The organism is Pseudomonas fluorescens (assembly GCF_902497625.1).
GTDB classification, from domain to species: domain Bacteria; phylum Pseudomonadota; class Gammaproteobacteria; order Pseudomonadales; family Pseudomonadaceae; genus Aquipseudomonas; species Aquipseudomonas fluorescens_BQ.
The window spans coordinates 45,312-58,747 of sequence record NZ_CABVGX010000002.1 but is presented as its reverse complement, the minus strand read 5'-3'; the positions used below and the strand labels follow the sequence as shown (position 1 = coordinate 58,747).

17 protein-coding genes are annotated in these 13,436 nt (G+C 59.4%); 6 read left to right on the top strand and 11 right to left on the bottom strand.

Annotated elements, in window-relative coordinates; translation table 11 throughout:
* Nucleotides 1-45 precede the first annotated feature (45 nt).
* From F8N12_RS01640 to F8N12_RS01610, 7 genes are all read right to left on the bottom strand, one after another.
* Nucleotides 46-942 carry a serine hydrolase domain-containing protein gene (locus F8N12_RS01640; RefSeq protein ID WP_150578858.1) on the bottom strand — a complete coding sequence of 299 codons (897 nt, stop codon included), beginning with the start codon at nucleotides 940-942 and terminating at the stop codon, nucleotides 46-48.
* Nucleotides 943-1,185: 243 nt separating this feature from the next.
* Nucleotides 1,186-2,802: a phosphoethanolamine transferase gene (locus tag F8N12_RS01635; RefSeq protein WP_150578857.1), complete on the bottom strand. Its 1,617-nt coding sequence runs from the start codon at nucleotides 2,800-2,802 to the stop codon at nucleotides 1,186-1,188.
* 83 nt (nucleotides 2,803-2,885) lie between these two features.
* Nucleotides 2,886-3,620, bottom strand: coding sequence for a response regulator transcription factor (locus F8N12_RS01630; protein WP_150578856.1), 735 nt, complete (start codon nucleotides 3,618-3,620; stop codon nucleotides 2,886-2,888).
* Nucleotides 3,617-4,420, bottom strand: coding sequence for a phosphatase PAP2 family protein (locus F8N12_RS01625; protein ID WP_150578855.1), 804 nt, complete (start codon nucleotides 4,418-4,420; stop codon nucleotides 3,617-3,619). The genes F8N12_RS01630 and F8N12_RS01625 overlap by 4 nt, the downstream gene beginning before the upstream one ends.
* Nucleotides 4,417-5,022 (bottom strand): histidine phosphatase family protein, encoded by a 606-nt coding sequence (locus F8N12_RS01620; protein WP_191623092.1) that lies wholly within the window; start codon nucleotides 5,020-5,022, stop codon nucleotides 4,417-4,419. The genes F8N12_RS01625 and F8N12_RS01620 overlap by 4 nt, the downstream gene beginning before the upstream one ends.
* Nucleotides 5,023-5,327: 305 nt before the next feature.
* Nucleotides 5,328-5,948 carry an NADPH-dependent F420 reductase gene (locus F8N12_RS01615; RefSeq protein WP_150578853.1) on the bottom strand — a complete coding sequence of 207 codons (621 nt, stop codon included), beginning with the start codon at nucleotides 5,946-5,948 and terminating at the stop codon, nucleotides 5,328-5,330.
* 14 nt (nucleotides 5,949-5,962) lie between these two features.
* Nucleotides 5,963-6,907, bottom strand: coding sequence for an SDR family oxidoreductase (locus F8N12_RS01610; protein WP_150578852.1), 945 nt, complete (start codon nucleotides 6,905-6,907; stop codon nucleotides 5,963-5,965).
* Nucleotides 6,908-7,114: 207 nt separating this feature from the next.
* On the opposite strand from F8N12_RS01610, the gene F8N12_RS01605 reads away from it, so the two are divergent.
* Nucleotides 7,115-7,567 carry a winged helix-turn-helix transcriptional regulator gene (locus F8N12_RS01605; protein ID WP_150578851.1) on the top strand — a complete coding sequence of 151 codons (453 nt, stop codon included), beginning with the start codon at nucleotides 7,115-7,117 and terminating at the stop codon, nucleotides 7,565-7,567.
* 57 nt (nucleotides 7,568-7,624) lie between these two features.
* Here the strand turns inward: F8N12_RS01605 and F8N12_RS01600 are convergent, their stop codons facing one another.
* From F8N12_RS01600 to F8N12_RS01585, 4 genes are all read right to left on the bottom strand, one after another.
* On the bottom strand, nucleotides 7,625-8,038 hold the full coding sequence (locus F8N12_RS01600; protein WP_150578850.1) for a nuclear transport factor 2 family protein: 414 nt from the start codon (nucleotides 8,036-8,038) through the stop codon (nucleotides 7,625-7,627).
* A 47-nt stretch (nucleotides 8,039-8,085) separates the two neighbouring features.
* Nucleotides 8,086-8,517 carry an ester cyclase gene (locus F8N12_RS01595; protein WP_224787654.1) on the bottom strand — a complete coding sequence of 144 codons (432 nt, stop codon included), beginning with the start codon at nucleotides 8,515-8,517 and terminating at the stop codon, nucleotides 8,086-8,088.
* A gap of 82 nt (nucleotides 8,518-8,599) precedes the next feature.
* Entirely contained in the window at nucleotides 8,600-9,199 is a 600-nt protein-coding gene (locus F8N12_RS01590; protein ID WP_150578849.1) for an NADPH-dependent F420 reductase, read from the bottom strand.
* A 69-nt stretch (nucleotides 9,200-9,268) separates the two neighbouring features.
* On the bottom strand, nucleotides 9,269-10,003 hold the full coding sequence (locus F8N12_RS01585; RefSeq protein WP_150578848.1) for an SDR family NAD(P)-dependent oxidoreductase: 735 nt from the start codon (nucleotides 10,001-10,003) through the stop codon (nucleotides 9,269-9,271).
* Between the two features lie 113 nt (nucleotides 10,004-10,116).
* Between F8N12_RS01585 and F8N12_RS01580 the strand changes: the two genes are divergently transcribed.
* The 5 genes from F8N12_RS01580 to F8N12_RS01560 all read left to right on the top strand — a co-directional run bounded on the left by F8N12_RS01580 (nucleotide 10,117) and on the right by F8N12_RS01560 (nucleotide 13,430).
* Nucleotides 10,117-10,479 (top strand): winged helix-turn-helix transcriptional regulator, encoded by a 363-nt coding sequence (locus F8N12_RS01580; RefSeq protein WP_150578847.1) that lies wholly within the window; start codon nucleotides 10,117-10,119, stop codon nucleotides 10,477-10,479.
* A 211-nt stretch (nucleotides 10,480-10,690) separates the two neighbouring features.
* The gene (locus tag F8N12_RS01575; protein WP_150578846.1) at nucleotides 10,691-11,038 is read left to right on the top strand and encodes a metalloregulator ArsR/SmtB family transcription factor; all 348 of its coding nucleotides are present in this window, start codon (nucleotides 10,691-10,693) and stop codon (nucleotides 11,036-11,038) included.
* A gap of 49 nt (nucleotides 11,039-11,087) precedes the next feature.
* Complete coding sequence (locus F8N12_RS01570; protein ID WP_150578845.1) at nucleotides 11,088-11,558, top strand: arsenate reductase ArsC; 471 nt, start codon at nucleotides 11,088-11,090, stop codon at nucleotides 11,556-11,558.
* A 9-nt stretch (nucleotides 11,559-11,567) separates the two neighbouring features.
* Complete coding sequence (arsH, locus tag F8N12_RS01565) at nucleotides 11,568-12,263, top strand: arsenical resistance protein ArsH (RefSeq protein WP_150578844.1); 696 nt, start codon at nucleotides 11,568-11,570, stop codon at nucleotides 12,261-12,263.
* A gap of 174 nt (nucleotides 12,264-12,437) precedes the next feature.
* A complete protein-coding gene (locus F8N12_RS01560; protein ID WP_150578843.1) occupies nucleotides 12,438-13,430 on the top strand; it encodes a TerC family protein in 993 nt (330 codons plus the stop codon).
* Nucleotides 13,431-13,436 lie beyond the last annotated feature (6 nt).

The window sequence follows — 13,436 nt, the reverse complement described above, 5'->3', positions numbered from 1 at the left end:
ACGTCAGCGCGACGGAACAATCATGAAGGCTGCCGACATCACCGTTCAAACGCCTTTAACGGCATGCCGCCGTTCCTGGATCAGTTGTTCAGCAACGAATGCTTCGACAGCCCCTTCACTGGCGTCCGCTTCGAATGCAGCGCAGCAAGCCGATGCTTCGCCGTCACGGATACGGTAAACGGCAATGACACTGCCAGGCCCGCAACCTGTGTGCCCGCACAGTGAATATCCGCTTTCAATCGAGCTCTGCATCACACCAAGGCCATAGCCCGGGGTGATCCACGGGCGCCCGGGAATCGGGCCGCCCAATGTTCGTTCTGTCTGCATTTGCTCAAGCAGGTCCGTGGGAAGAAGACCTGCGCCAAAGAGTCGATCCAGCAAGAGCGCCGCTTGCGAAACGGGGCCAATCAGCAAGCCATGGTAGACCCACGCGGGGTCATAACTTGAGGTACTGGCCAGATAAGTCGTTTGGAAGTCTGCTCGTGTTCCAGCGAAGTAAACGTTCGACAGCCCCAGCGGCGTTAATGCCCGTTCACTTACAGCCTCATCAAGCATCTGATCTGTCAGCCGTTCAATAAGCCTGCCAATGAGCAAGTAGCCAACATTGGAATACCGCCAAGCCGTTCCCGGGCCGTATCGAAGGCGAGCACCGTCGAGGCGTTGCATCATTTCCTCTGCCGACCAGGCGGGCTCGTTATTAGCGACGGCTGCGTGATACTCCGCCAGTTCACCATAATCGGCGAGCCCCGCCTCGTGCCGCAACAGCTGCCGCAATGTGAAAGGCTGATCAGGAATCGGGGCGTCCAACCTGACCAGCCCGTCACGTACTAACGTCAGGGCTGTCGCAGCCAGAACTGTTTTCGTGAAACTCCACCAGGGGACCATCGGTTCTGATCGAACGGACGTGCGTAACTGACCATTTGACACGAGTGAACTGAGCATCGGTTTTCCTGGAGTGTCCCGCGAATCGACAGCTCGACACGATACTTCATTCACGCCTCGTCAGCCCATGGCAATCTCAGGTGCCCGTAACCATGCGGCACTGGCATTCCAGGCGTTCATGCGGGATATCTTGCCGCTACGCACCTGGAAGTGATCCCTAAAACGATTACCCGAGAAGCTGTGGCCATCTGGCCGTTCGCTGAACAGCGTGCCGTTGCCGGGGTCAGCTACGCCTTCATTGCTTCAAACCTGAGGGCTGCGACAGCTGGCAAACATATCCAGGTCAGGTTGATAAACCCCGGTCTGTACGTCCAGCAGCCCCAGTATGGAATGGAACAGATTGTCCTGACTCAGTGGCTGGGTGCGGGCCAGTTCGAGGCAGTGGCTGTTGAGGCCGACGTCCTGTTCATAGCCGGCGGAAAACCAGGCCAGCATGCCAATATGTTTTTGTTGCTCCGGCGCGAACAGATAAGGCGTGCCATGCAGATACAAGTTGAATTCGCCGAGGGATTCACCGTGGTCGGACAGGTAGACCATCGCCGTGTCGACCTTGTTCTGATGGCGGCGCAACACATCGATCAAGCTGGACAACACGTGGTCGGTATAGACGATGGTGTTGTCGTAGGCATTAACGATGCTGTCCTGGCTGCAGTCATTGAGGGCGTTGCTCTGGCACACCGGGGTGAACCGCTCGAAGGCCTTGGGGTAACGCTTGAAATACTCCGGCCCGTGGCTGCCCATCTGGTGCAGCACCAACACCGTATCGCGCTGCAGGTTATCGATGTAGGCATCGAGCCCCAGCAGCAGGATCTCGTCCCGGCACTCGCTGTGGGCGCACAACGCCGGGTCGGTGGCTTTGCTCACATCCTCGATGCCGACACGGTCGCACACCCCTTTGCAGCCGGACTGATTATCGCGCCAGTGCACGTCAACGCCGGCACGGACCAACACGTCCAGCAGGCCCTCGCGGTTCTGCACCTTGCTGGCGTTGTAGTCCTTGCGGCCCAGATTGCTGAACATGCAGGGCACCGACACCGCGGTTTCGGTGCCGCATGAATGCACGTTGGGGAAAGCGATGACCCCCGCCTGCCTGGCCAGTTGCGGCGTGGTATCGCGGCCATAACCCAGGACGCCGAAATTGTCGGCGCGCGCGCTCTCCCCTACTACCAGCACCGTCAGCGACGGGCGCCGATGCGCCAGTGCCGCAGGTGAGCGGTGGGCGTCGTCGCCCACTTTCGCGAAGGGCTCACGGGCAGACGCCACCTGTTCACGAAGATAGCCTGCGGTTGCGCCGATGATGTTGCTGGGCACCACCATCAAGCGCAATTCATGGTGATTACGAAAAAGCGAAGCCAAGCCTTGGTAGTTGCTCCAGGCCACGACCCCCACCAGCACGGCGGCGATGCAGACTAATGCCAGCCTGGCGGCCAGTTCCCTGGGCCAGGTCCGATAAGCAACCGGGGCCTTGAACAGGATCAGCGACGGCAGCACCCCCAGCAACGCGATATGCCACAGCAAACCCGGCGACAGCAGATCGCGAACTTCAGTGACATTGGTTTCGGTGACATTGCGAAACATGCCGGCATCGATCATCACGCCGTACTGGCTCATGAAGTAAGCCACCAGCGAGCTGACCAGACAGAGACCCACCAGCATGACTTTCTGAAGGTACGGGAAACTCAACAGCGTCATCGTAATGAAGAACACGCCATACAGGATCACCGCGAACGCCCCGCGCAGATGGAGCGCCTGGGTCATGGTGCCGAGGTGCTGCCACAACACCGAATTGAATGCCAACAGCAGAAATGCGCTGGCCAGCAACGACACAAATTCAGGGCGAACGGGTCTGATACGCAACATGGCAGCCTGCGAAATAAGGGATCAGGAAGGGGTGCGCCATTCGCCTGGAGCAGCGCTTTCTTGCCGCCAACGATAGGCAGGCATCAATCAATTTCTTGTGAAAAATTTCCCAATAAAACGCGGCTGAAGACGCCTGTTTTTTTATGCGCGTCGGCGCACAACTTGTAGCCCAAGCCGTGCACCGTGTGCAGCAAAGTTTCAGCCGTGCCCTTGTCCAGAGAACGGCGCATCGTATGGATATTGCTGCGTAAACTTTCACAGCTGGGCGTGTCCCGTCGCCACAGCAGCTGTTCAAGTTCTTCGCGTTTGACCAGGTGCGGACTTCGGCGCATCAGCAGTTCGAGCAACTTCATATGGGTGGGATTGAGTTTCAACAAGCGCCCGCCCCGCGTCACTTCGAGGGTGTCGAGGTCATAGTGCAAATCACCGACACTCATTACCCGTCCGCCCTTACGCAGGCGTCGTGCCGCCACGGCCTGCACACGGGCCAGAACCTCGGCCATGGCAAAGGGCTTGGTGATGTAGTCATCAGCGCCCATGGCGAATCCCGTCAGCCGGTCCTCCAGCTCGTCGCGGGCACTGAGCATCACGATGGTCACTTGCGACTGGGCTTGATCGCGCAGGCTCTGGCAGATCACGTTGCCGTCGATGCCGGGCAACATGATGTCGAGGATGATGGCGTCGAACGGCTGCGTCGCCGCCAGGTTCAGGCCGCGCCGGCCATCCAGTGCGCCGACCGCTTCGTGCCCCCTGAGCTGCAGGTATTCGAGGAGGTTGTCATGGATGTCCTGATGATCTTCGATGACCAGAATCTTCATGGCGTTGCGTTCCTCAATGGCGAATGCGCTATCGGGGATTGCAGCACGGGCGCCTGCAGGGCTGCTCGACCATAAAACAGCAAGGCTGTGAGCCAGGTGCTGAACCATACGAAAAGACCTGCCCACAGTGTGTGCGACATGAAGTGCCAGCCCTGCAGCACCCGCGTCGTGCCATAGATCATGCCCAGTACAACCACTCCCCAGAACACCACCCTGCTCCACCGCCAGCGACAACGCCGGGCAATGAAATAAAACACAAACAGGCTGAAGGCACTCGATGCGTGACCGCCTGGCCAGCAGCGACCCGCGCCTGGCCGCGTCCACGCATCGAAGTTCTCGAACCACAGGCTGTGCAGCTGACTACCGCCATAAAGCGTGGTTTCCACCGGGCAATAGACGCTGGTATGGCTTTTGAAATAGTGAATTACCCCAGTACTGATGGCGAACGCCACGATCATGTAAAAGAAATCACGACGATGGTGGGCGCACCACTGCAGGCCCGTGACCAGCCGAGCAAGGCGAGGGTGTTGCCGTCCGGCCAAAAGCGGGCCGGTAAACGACAGCACCGCGCAGACAATCGCCAGGGTACCGGCCAGGTTGGGCAGGATTCTCGCCCACTTGTGAGTGACTTTCTCAAACAGCCGATCATGTTGCAGCGGGAACATGGCCACGGCCGGATCGTAAAGCCGGTCGCTGATCATGCGGTCCAGATCAGTCAGATCGAATGCCATAAACACCCCCAGCACCAGCAGCAATGGCAGCCCCAGATTGAGCAGGTAGTAATGCGCGCGGGCACTCATCGCTGTGGCCCCAGCGCCAGGCCTTGCCACTGAGCCGACGCCACCAAACCGAGCATCTGTGCCGGATGCACACCGTCCAGTTCGACGAACAACGCCTCGGTGTATTCACTGGAGCGCCCGCCACCAGCAATGCCCGCCGTGCGCTCGAAGCGGTCGATGCAGCCGCTGTGGGTTATTACCACCAGATTCTCGCCCGGGCGTTTGTGCGCCAAGGCCGCGCGACTGAAATCACTGCCACATTCGCTCGCCCAGTCGGCAGTCGGCACCGAATGGCCGGCGATCGCCTCAGCAGTCTGGCGCGTTCGTAACGCCTCGCTGGAAACCATCTGCGCTCGGCTGAGCCCAAGCTGGCGCAGGCCTTCACCCACCTGCCCCGCCGCATCGCTGCCCTGCACGGTGATACCGGTCGGGTCACCGGCACAGAGGTGTTCGGATCGATCGCAGCGTTCGGCGTGCCGGATCAACAGCAACACGTCGCCACTCTGCCAGTGCGCCGCGACCTGGGCATGAAACAGGTGCGGGTCGTCACCCAACTCGACTACACGCGAAGCACTCACCCGCCAGGCACAGACAATCGCCACGCTTGCCAGTATCAGCAGCATCAGACGGCGCGCACGATGACGCCCCAGCGCAGGTTTCCGGACAGGTTCAAGGGGCCCAAAAGCCGGGGAATCATCGATCAGCCTATACGCCATGGCATCGCTCGGTTGCAGAGAGGTATGGCGCCATCGAGGGTCAGACTGACCGGCACCACGCAAGTGGCGCCAATCTAGGTTTAGAGCAGTTGTCGGGCGGTGAAGGATTTGTGAAAAATAAGTCGGGCCACATAGCCAGCAGACCTTGCCTGTCGCCGCGGCCGGGGCGCTGCAAACGCTGACCGCGACGCCATGAACTTATGATGCAGGTTTCAGCCAATATCGACGTTCAAGGCGATGTCCCAGGTACCGGCACCGTTCTTGGCCAGACCGATCATCATCAGCCCGAGCGCCTCGAGCGTTTGGGCCATGTGCAGGCCGCCGACATCCAGCGGACGCAGCCCGAGACGCTCGACGAACGTCGAGACACGCGCCTTGGCCTTCGCATCGTCGGCGGCGATGAACGCGTCGAGGCGGCCGCCTTTGGCCAGGACGTGGCCGAAGAGCGTGTTGAACGCTTTCACCACAGATGCGCCGGCAGGGACAATTTTGGCGATCTCCTGCGCACCAGAACTGCCGGCGGGAGAGACAAGGCCCGTGAAGTCTGGAGAGGCCGTGTTGGTAATGTCGATGATCACCTTGCCGTCGAGCGCGTCCCCGAAATCGGCCACCACCGACGCTGCACCGGCGTAAGGAATGGCGAGGATGACGATGTCGCCGGTCGGCTTCGCCCCGTACGTTCCTGTTGTGGCTCCGGCGGCAAGCTTGCCAGCCAGTGTCTGCGCCTTGGCGGGATCGCGGCTGATCACCTCAACGGTGTAGCCAGCGTTGGCGGTACGCCCGGCGATCGCCGCGGCCATGCCGCCTGAACCGATAATGCTGATAGTGCTCATGTGCAGTTTCCTCGTTATTTAGAATCGGCAGGGAAATAGTGGCCGTTGTTCAGATCCTCGAGCAGGCCCGGCTGAGCAGGCTTCCAGCCGAGGGTCTGGCGGGTGATGAGGTTGGACGCCGGGAGGTCCAGCGTGACCAGATTCGCGAGAAACCCGAAGTAGCCCGGCAGCATCAGAACGTCTGCGGGAATGCTCACCGCCGGCACGCCCAGATGGCTGCCAATGGCCTCGGCGATCTCGCGGAACCGGATGCCCTCGCCTTCAATCCCGTGCCAGTATTTGCCAGCGGGACTGTTCTCCAGCGCCAGGCGAAACAAAGCGGCGAGATCGCGGGCATGCACGGCCGGCCACAGGTTGGCGCCATCTGCGGGGTAGCCGACCACGCCCTTCTCTTTCGCGAGCCCGATCAGCATCGGGAGGAAGCCGGCATCAGTCGTGCTGTGTGCAATGGGAGGAATCCGCACGATCGACGACCGTACGCCCCGCTCCGCAAGGTCGATGACAGTGGTTTCCACGACGTTACGAACCCGCAGCGTGCCCTTGTACTCATCGCCGCCGGGAAGCGCCGGATCTTCCTCAGTGGCTGGCCGGCCCAGGTGTTCCCATCCGGGAGAACCTATGCTGGCTGAAACGACCAGCGGTTTTCCGGTGCCCGCCAATGCCTCGCCGTACGCGAGCATGATCTGGCGCTCCGCGTCTGCCACGGCGTCAATTCCGCCCGAGGGAAGCAGGTCTTGCCTGTGCGCGACGTGGATCACGCCGTCGAACTCATCAGCCGCCGCCTTGAGCCCATCCAGATCGGAAAGATCCCCACGACGCACCTTGGCGCCGAGCGCCGAGACCGCCGCCGCAGACTCGTCGGACCGAGCCAGGCCGGTGACCTCGTGGCCGGCGGCGATCAGCTCGGGGATGATGTATGAACCGATATGGCCGGTACCGCCAGTTACGAAAACGTGCATGTAACCGCTCCTTGTAAGTGAAGTGGTGCCAAAAGTAGTGACACGGGAACGCTCAGCCGATATGGCTGACGCCGATGGAGAAGTGGGTGTGCTTTGACGGAGACGTCCGCACACGACACAGGAGCCATGCTGGACTTATCACTTGCATAATGCAAGTGAGCTACGGAAGTTTACTTGCGCCATGCAAGCGATGCTAAGATCGGGCCCATGAAGAAACCATCCAAAGAAGACATTCGGTCCCACTGCGCAGTGAACTACGGCGTGGAAATCTTCGGCGACCGGTGGTCACTGTTGATCATTCGCGACATCGTTTTTGTAGGTAAGAAAACGTATGGCCAGTTCCTGAAATCGGAAGAAGGAATCGCCACCAATATCCTTGCTTCCCGCTTAGCCTTTCTTGAGGAGCAGGGAATTCTCTCGAAGACGCCCAGCCCGGAAGACGGACGCAAAGACTTCTACACGTTGACCGAGAAAGGCCTGGACCTCATCCCTATCGTGGTAAACATCGTGCTCTGGAGCGCAAAGCATGATTCGAAGTCGTACGTGCGGCGCCACGAGGATCTGGTAACTCGATTCAGCCAGAATCCCACGCAGGCGAGTGAGGAGGTGAAGGCGCTGGTCCGCGATGGCGGGTGCCTTTTTCCTGGGAACGAGGGATGAAATATGCGGCAGGCGCGCCCTGTCAGGGCGCGCCATTGGGGTAGCGGCCCCGACGACTCAGGCCCCTGGGCTCACGCCCATTTCCGAGGCCCGCGCCAATGCTTGTGTGTCGACATACTCTCGGATCTTCGTCAGCTTGCCGTGGCGGATAGTGATGGCGAAGACAAAATAGTCCTCAAACGTCCTGTTCGTGGCTTTGACTTTCCCCGTCGCAAAGCCAACCACCAGAACCCGGTCTCCCTGCGCGACGAACTCGGGGGGCTCCATGGACGTTTCCAGTTCTGCGGACGCCTTCTGAAGCACCTCTTCCAATCCCGCGTGCCCGCGGTGCGTGCCCGCCAGCGGCCAATTCTCTCCTGGAATGATCCATTCGAAATCATCGGCACACAACGCCAGCAGACCATGCCTGTCACCGCTGCCCATTGCTGCAAAAAAGTCCTTCACAACCTGGATATTCTCTTGAATGCTCATAAAGACATCTCCATTGCGTTTGCATCGATTCGCGTGGCGTTGGTCATTCAGCCGGGCACGAGGCCAAGTTGCTGCTGCATCGCTGAAGCCTCGTTGTAGCAATGGAAAGAGATGACCTTCCCGCCTTCGAGGTGGAAAACATCGCATGACGGAACATCGATCTTCTTGCCCGTGGGCGCCAGCGTCCCAGAAGGAAGCGGCAGGTCACCTGTGTGTGTGCCGCGAATCGCCAGCTCCACCACGACGACGTATCCCGCGACGTGGATCTTGAATATCTCACGGTGCACATCGGGAAACGCGCTGACCATCGCTGCGATAGACTCACCAATGGCCTCCCCGCGAAACTTCACGCCGGATGCCATATCCCACATGTAGCCTTCCTCAGCGAACATGGAGACGAATTTCTCGATGTCCGTTCCTTGCCCTTCCGCGGCGGCGCAGAGCTCTCTGACTATTTTTTCATTATCAAGCATCATCATTCCTCTCCTTCATTATTGAGCACTTGCCTGGCCGTAGTAAAAAGCGGCCAGGGCCGGATCAACCTTTGTGATAGGCGATTTATCAGTCGAACTTGACCAGGTCCTTGAAGATCAGTTGACCCCAGGTATTGCCGCGCGCCTGCACCAGCAGTCCACCTTCCGAAAGTTCGCCAAGTCTGATCGGCGAGAAGCCGAGACTTTCTGCAAGCGCGCCCACCTGCGCTGCGGCAGCTTCATCGTCGCTCGCCAGGAACACGATTCTCCTGCCACCCTTGACGGCCGGATCCTGGCCAAGGACGGCGGCGCCCAAATGGTTGAAGCCCTTGACCAGTCTTGCACCTGTAAAAGCCTGCGCGACGACTTTGGAAGAAGGTTGTTCTCCCAGTTCCTCCGGGGGTACGCCATAGGCATTGGTCACATCGATGATAGTCTTCCCACTCCAGTTGAGTAGCGCCTTTGCGACATCCGGGTGGGACTCGAAACGGACAGCCAAAAAGATAATGTCCGCTTTGGCCGCGTCCGCCAGGCTCTTGGGAATGATCTTGGGGCCGATCGCGGCGGCAGCAGGTGCAAAGCTTTGCGGGTCGCGCGTGGTCGCAACGGACACTTCGATGCCGTTGCGGGCAAACGCCTTGGCCAGGGCCTGGCCTATATTGCCGAATCCGATAATTGCGTAGCTCATATGTTCTCCTGAGAATGACCGAGACCTGCGGCGCTCCGAACAGTCGGCTGCAGCGCCCGGCGTAGCGCGTCAGAGTTGCGCAAGGCCGCCGTCAACAGCGACTTCGCTGGCGGTCATGAAGCTGCTGTCCGGCGACGCGAGGAAGGCGGCCACGGCCGCGATCTCTGCCGGATCGGCCATGCGCTGAAGTGGAGTCATCGACGCGTAGACCTTCTGGCCCTCCTCGCCCAATGCGTTCTTAGCAAGATCGGTCGCCGTCGCCCCGGGGGACAGCACGTTCACCCGTAGGCCGCTGCCCTTGAGGTCCTCCGCCCAGGTCCGCGCCAGATTACGCACTGCCGCCTTGCTCGCACTGTAAGCGCTCATTCCCGGCGCGCCGGTGGTGCCGGCACTCGATCCGGTCAGGATGATCGAACCGCCCTCGCCCATCAGGGGCAGCGCCTTCTGGACCGTGAAAATCGTACCTTTCACGTTGGTGTCAAAGGTCTCGTCAATGTGCTCGGCGGTGATCGCGCCGAGCACAAGCGGGCTTCCCGCCCCGGCATTGGCGAAGACGATGTCGAGGCTGCCGCGTTCGGCTTTTACCGCCGCGTAGAGTCGGTCGAGGTCGGCCTCATCGGACACTGAGCCTTTCACCGCGCGGGCGTTGGGCCCGAGATCGGCGACGGCGGCGTCGAGCGCTTCCTGCCGGCGCCCGTAGATGAAGACGAAGGCGCCCTCTTCGATGAAGCGCTTGGCCGCGGCGAGGCCGATACCGGTAGCACCGCCGGTGATCACTGCGGTCTTTCCATTCAGTCTGGTCATGAGGTGCATCCTTCCTAAGCGTTATATGGAAGCAGTTGGCTGCCTGCTTGAGGCCAAGGATGCAGTTCTGATAACCTAAGGACAAGTATGCACCTTTTGGTAAGTATCAAAATATGACGACGACTTCTGAAATCTGCGGCACCGGTTGCGGGCTCAATGCCACGCTACGCATCATCTCGGGCAAGTGGAAACCGCTGGTCCTGTTTTTCCTGCGTGACGGCCCGAAGCGCTATGGAGAACTCAAAAGGCTGATCCCGGGGGTCAGCGACAAGGTACTGATCCAGCAATTGAAGGATCTGGAAGCCGATCGCGTGCTGGCGCGCAACGACTACAGGGAAGTGCCGCCGCGCGTGGATTACACGCTGACCCCACTCGGTCGCAGTCTGGCGGAAGCAATCATGCCGCTGTGCAATTGGGGAACTGAAAACGCGGCGCAAATGGCAAGCATCTTCGCCGAGCGCGACGCGTTGCTCTAGCGAATGCCCAAACTCGCTGCCTGGAAAATCAAAATCGCTACACCCGCCGAGCCTTTGGAAATTCATCTCACTCGACCGTCTGCCCAATCAGTCCCTCTGCGGAGGGGTTCTGGGCGAAGCTGGACGAATAAATTCCATCCGGAAAATTCCTGTTGCCCCAAACATATGATTATCCGTATATTCGATTTTCCATATGTACCGGACTGCACAGATGATCACCCCTACCGAGCTGTTCAAAGGCCTGGCCGACGAAACCCGGGTCCGCGCCACGTTGCTGATTGTCGATCAGGGTGAGCTGTGCGTCTGTGAATTGATGTGCGCCCTTGACGATAGCCAGCCGAAAATCAGCCGCCACCTTGCGCAATTGCGCAGCAGCGGTCTGTTGCTGGATCGCCGACAGGGTCAGTGGGTGTATTACCGTCTCAATCCGGACCTGCCGGATTGGGTCCACGAAATTCTGCAGGTGACGTCGCGGGCCAATGCCGCATGGTTCAAGGACAACGCTGCGCGGCTGCGTAACATGGATGGGCGTCCGGTTCGCGAAACCACCTGCTGCTGAATTCTGATCTGGTTGTATAAATTCCTGCCTGAAGCAAACGGAGCAATCCATGAAAGTCCTGTTCATGTGCACAGCCAACAGCTGCCGCAGCATTTTGTCCGAAGCCATTTTCAATCACCTCGCGCCGGCAGGGTTCGAAGCGGTCAGTGCGGGCAGTTTTCCCAAGGGACAGGTTTTGCCCCGCAGCCTGTCGACGTTGCAACAGGCCGGCGTTGCTACCGAAGGTTTGCACAGCAAAGGCAACGACGCGTTCGAAAGCAACCCGCCGGACATCGTCATCACTGTCTGTGACAAAGCGGCCGGCGAATCCTGTCCGGTGTACTTCGGCCCCGCGTTGAAATCCCATTGGGGTCTGGAAGACCCGTCCGACGTGACGGGCGACGAGGCACGCATCGATGCGGCCTTCCGCGCTACGGTGGCGCGCATCGAGCAACGTTGCGCAGCGTTTCTCGAATTACCCTTCGACCGCCTCAATCGCGATGAACTCAAGGGCGAACTTGATCGCATCGGCACTCTTTAAGGAGGACTCATGTCTGAGCACCTGCCCAACCTCGATTTGACCCTGTTCGAAAACGTATCCACAGCAACGCCCGACCCCAAACCGCGCATTCTGTTGCTATACGGCTCGACCCGCGAACGGTCGTTCAGCCGCCTGCTGGTCGAAGAATCTGCGCGCCTGCTGAAGCACTTCGGCGCCGAAGTGCGCATCTTCAATCCTTCCGGCTTGCCGCTGCCGGACGATGCGCCCGTTGAGCATCCGAAAGTGCAGGAATTGCGCGACCTGATGCTGTGGTCGGAAGGCCAGGTCTGGTGCTCGCCGGAACGGCATGGCGCAATGTCGGCCGTGTTCAAGGCGCAGATCGACTGGGTTCCGCTGGAACTCGGCGCGGTTCGCCCGACCCAGGGCAAGACGCTGGCAGTGATGCAGGTGTGCGGCGGCTCCCAGTCCTTTAACGTGGTTAATCAACTACGCGTTCTGGGACGCTGGATGCGCATGTTCACCATCCCCAACCAATCATCGGTGCCCAAGGCCTACATGGAATTCGACGAAGCCGGCCGAATGAAACCGTCGCCGTTCTACGACCGGGTTGTCGACGTGATGGAGGAGCTGGTGAAGTTCACGGTATTGCTGCGCGGGCATCAGGCAGAATTGGTTGATCGGTATTCGGAGCGTAAGGAGACTGCGGAGCAGTTGATGGCTCGGGTTAATCAGCGGTCGATTTGAGGCGAAATGGCACTCCACTTGCCCAACCATTGAAATAACTTGCAACCCTTGCCTTATTGAAAAATTACAGGCGCCTTTTTAAATTTTCCTTCACAACGCCGGGCCCCTCTGACAGCGAATCGCTGCCATGTCGGAGTTGCAGTTTGTACAACTTCGACATTTGAGGAGGGGCTCATGACGGCCTTGGAACCGTTCTTTTTTGCCGAGTTTCTCGGCACCGCCACTTGGTTGTGGCTCGTTTTTATCAGCATCGTCCTGGGCCTGTTGATCTTCGACCTCGGGGTGTTACACCGTGAGCACCGAGAAATCGGCGTTCGTGAAAGTCTGCTGCTGTCTGCTGGCTATATCACAGCTGGCTTGCTGTTCGGCCTCTGGGTGTGGCAGGTCAAGGGCGGTGATGCCGGGATGGATTTTTACACCGGCTTTCTTATCGAGAAATCGTTGTCGATGGACAACGTTTTCCTGATGGCGATGATCTTCAGCTTTCTCTCAATTCCGCGTAAGTATCAGCACGAGGTGCTGTTCTGGGGCATTCTCGGTGTAATAGTGCTGCGCGCTGTCATGATTGGCCTGGGTGCAGCACTGATCGCCGAGTTCAGTTGGATTCTCTATGTGTTCGGCATCTTCCTGCTGTTGACCGGCGTAAAGATGCTGTTCAGCAAAGTCGATGCCCACCCGAACCTTAGCGATAACTTGCTGGTGAAATTTCTGCGCAAACACATGCGGGTGACCGATCGCTTGCATGAAGAGCGTTTCTTCGTCCGCCAGGTGGATGCCAGTGGCAGGTCCGTGGTCTGGGCGACGCCGTTGTTCCTGGCTTTGGTGCTGATCGAGTGTGCCGACCTGGTATTCGCTGTGGACAGCGTGCCGGCGATCTTTGCCATCACCCAGGACCCCTTCATCGTCTACACCTCTAACATTTTCGCCATCCTCGGCCTGCGTGCGCTGTATTTCGCGCTGGCGGCGATGATCCACCGCTTTGCCTATCTCAAGTACGCGCTGGCGCTGGTGCTGGTGTTTATCGGCGGCAAGATCTTCATGGTGGGCATCATCGGCAAGATTCCCGCAGTCATTTCTCTGAGCGTGACCGTGGCTTTGCTGCTGGGCGGTGTGCTGCTATCGCTTTGGAAAACCCGCGACCAGGCTTCTACTGGCCCGCAGGTCTAGATCCAG

Coding starts and splice junctions, on each gene's coding strand:
- F8N12_RS01640 (WP_150578858.1), bottom strand. CDS start 942: ATGCTCAGTTCACTCGTGTCAAATGGTCAGTTACGCACGTCCGTTCGA.
- F8N12_RS01635 (WP_150578857.1), bottom strand. CDS start 2,802: ATGTTGCGTATCAGACCCGTTCGCCCTGAATTTGTGTCGTTGCTGGCC.
- F8N12_RS01630 (WP_150578856.1), bottom strand. CDS start 3,620: ATGAAGATTCTGGTCATCGAAGATCATCAGGACATCCATGACAACCTC.
- F8N12_RS01625 (WP_150578855.1), bottom strand. CDS start 4,420: ATGAGTGCCCGCGCGCATTACTACCTGCTCAATCTGGGGCTGCCATTG.
- F8N12_RS01620 (WP_191623092.1), bottom strand. CDS start 5,022: ATGCTGCTGATACTGGCAAGCGTGGCGATTGTCTGTGCCTGGCGGGTG.
- F8N12_RS01615 (WP_150578853.1), bottom strand. CDS start 5,948: ATGAGCACTATCAGCATTATCGGTTCAGGCGGCATGGCCGCGGCGATC.
- F8N12_RS01610 (WP_150578852.1), bottom strand. CDS start 6,907: ATGCACGTTTTCGTAACTGGCGGTACCGGCCATATCGGTTCATACATC.
- F8N12_RS01605 (WP_150578851.1), top strand. CDS start 7,115: ATGAAGAAACCATCCAAAGAAGACATTCGGTCCCACTGCGCAGTGAAC.
- F8N12_RS01600 (WP_150578850.1), bottom strand. CDS start 8,038: ATGAGCATTCAAGAGAATATCCAGGTTGTGAAGGACTTTTTTGCAGCA.
- F8N12_RS01595 (WP_224787654.1), bottom strand. CDS start 8,517: ATGATGATGCTTGATAATGAAAAAATAGTCAGAGAGCTCTGCGCCGCC.
- F8N12_RS01590 (WP_150578849.1), bottom strand. CDS start 9,199: ATGAGCTACGCAATTATCGGATTCGGCAATATAGGCCAGGCCCTGGCC.
- F8N12_RS01585 (WP_150578848.1), bottom strand. CDS start 10,003: ATGACCAGACTGAATGGAAAGACCGCAGTGATCACCGGCGGTGCTACC.
- F8N12_RS01580 (WP_150578847.1), top strand. CDS start 10,117: ATGACGACGACTTCTGAAATCTGCGGCACCGGTTGCGGGCTCAATGCC.
- F8N12_RS01575 (WP_150578846.1), top strand. CDS start 10,691: ATGATCACCCCTACCGAGCTGTTCAAAGGCCTGGCCGACGAAACCCGG.
- F8N12_RS01570 (WP_150578845.1), top strand. CDS start 11,088: ATGAAAGTCCTGTTCATGTGCACAGCCAACAGCTGCCGCAGCATTTTG.
- arsH (WP_150578844.1), top strand. CDS start 11,568: ATGTCTGAGCACCTGCCCAACCTCGATTTGACCCTGTTCGAAAACGTA.
- F8N12_RS01560 (WP_150578843.1), top strand. CDS start 12,438: ATGACGGCCTTGGAACCGTTCTTTTTTGCCGAGTTTCTCGGCACCGCC.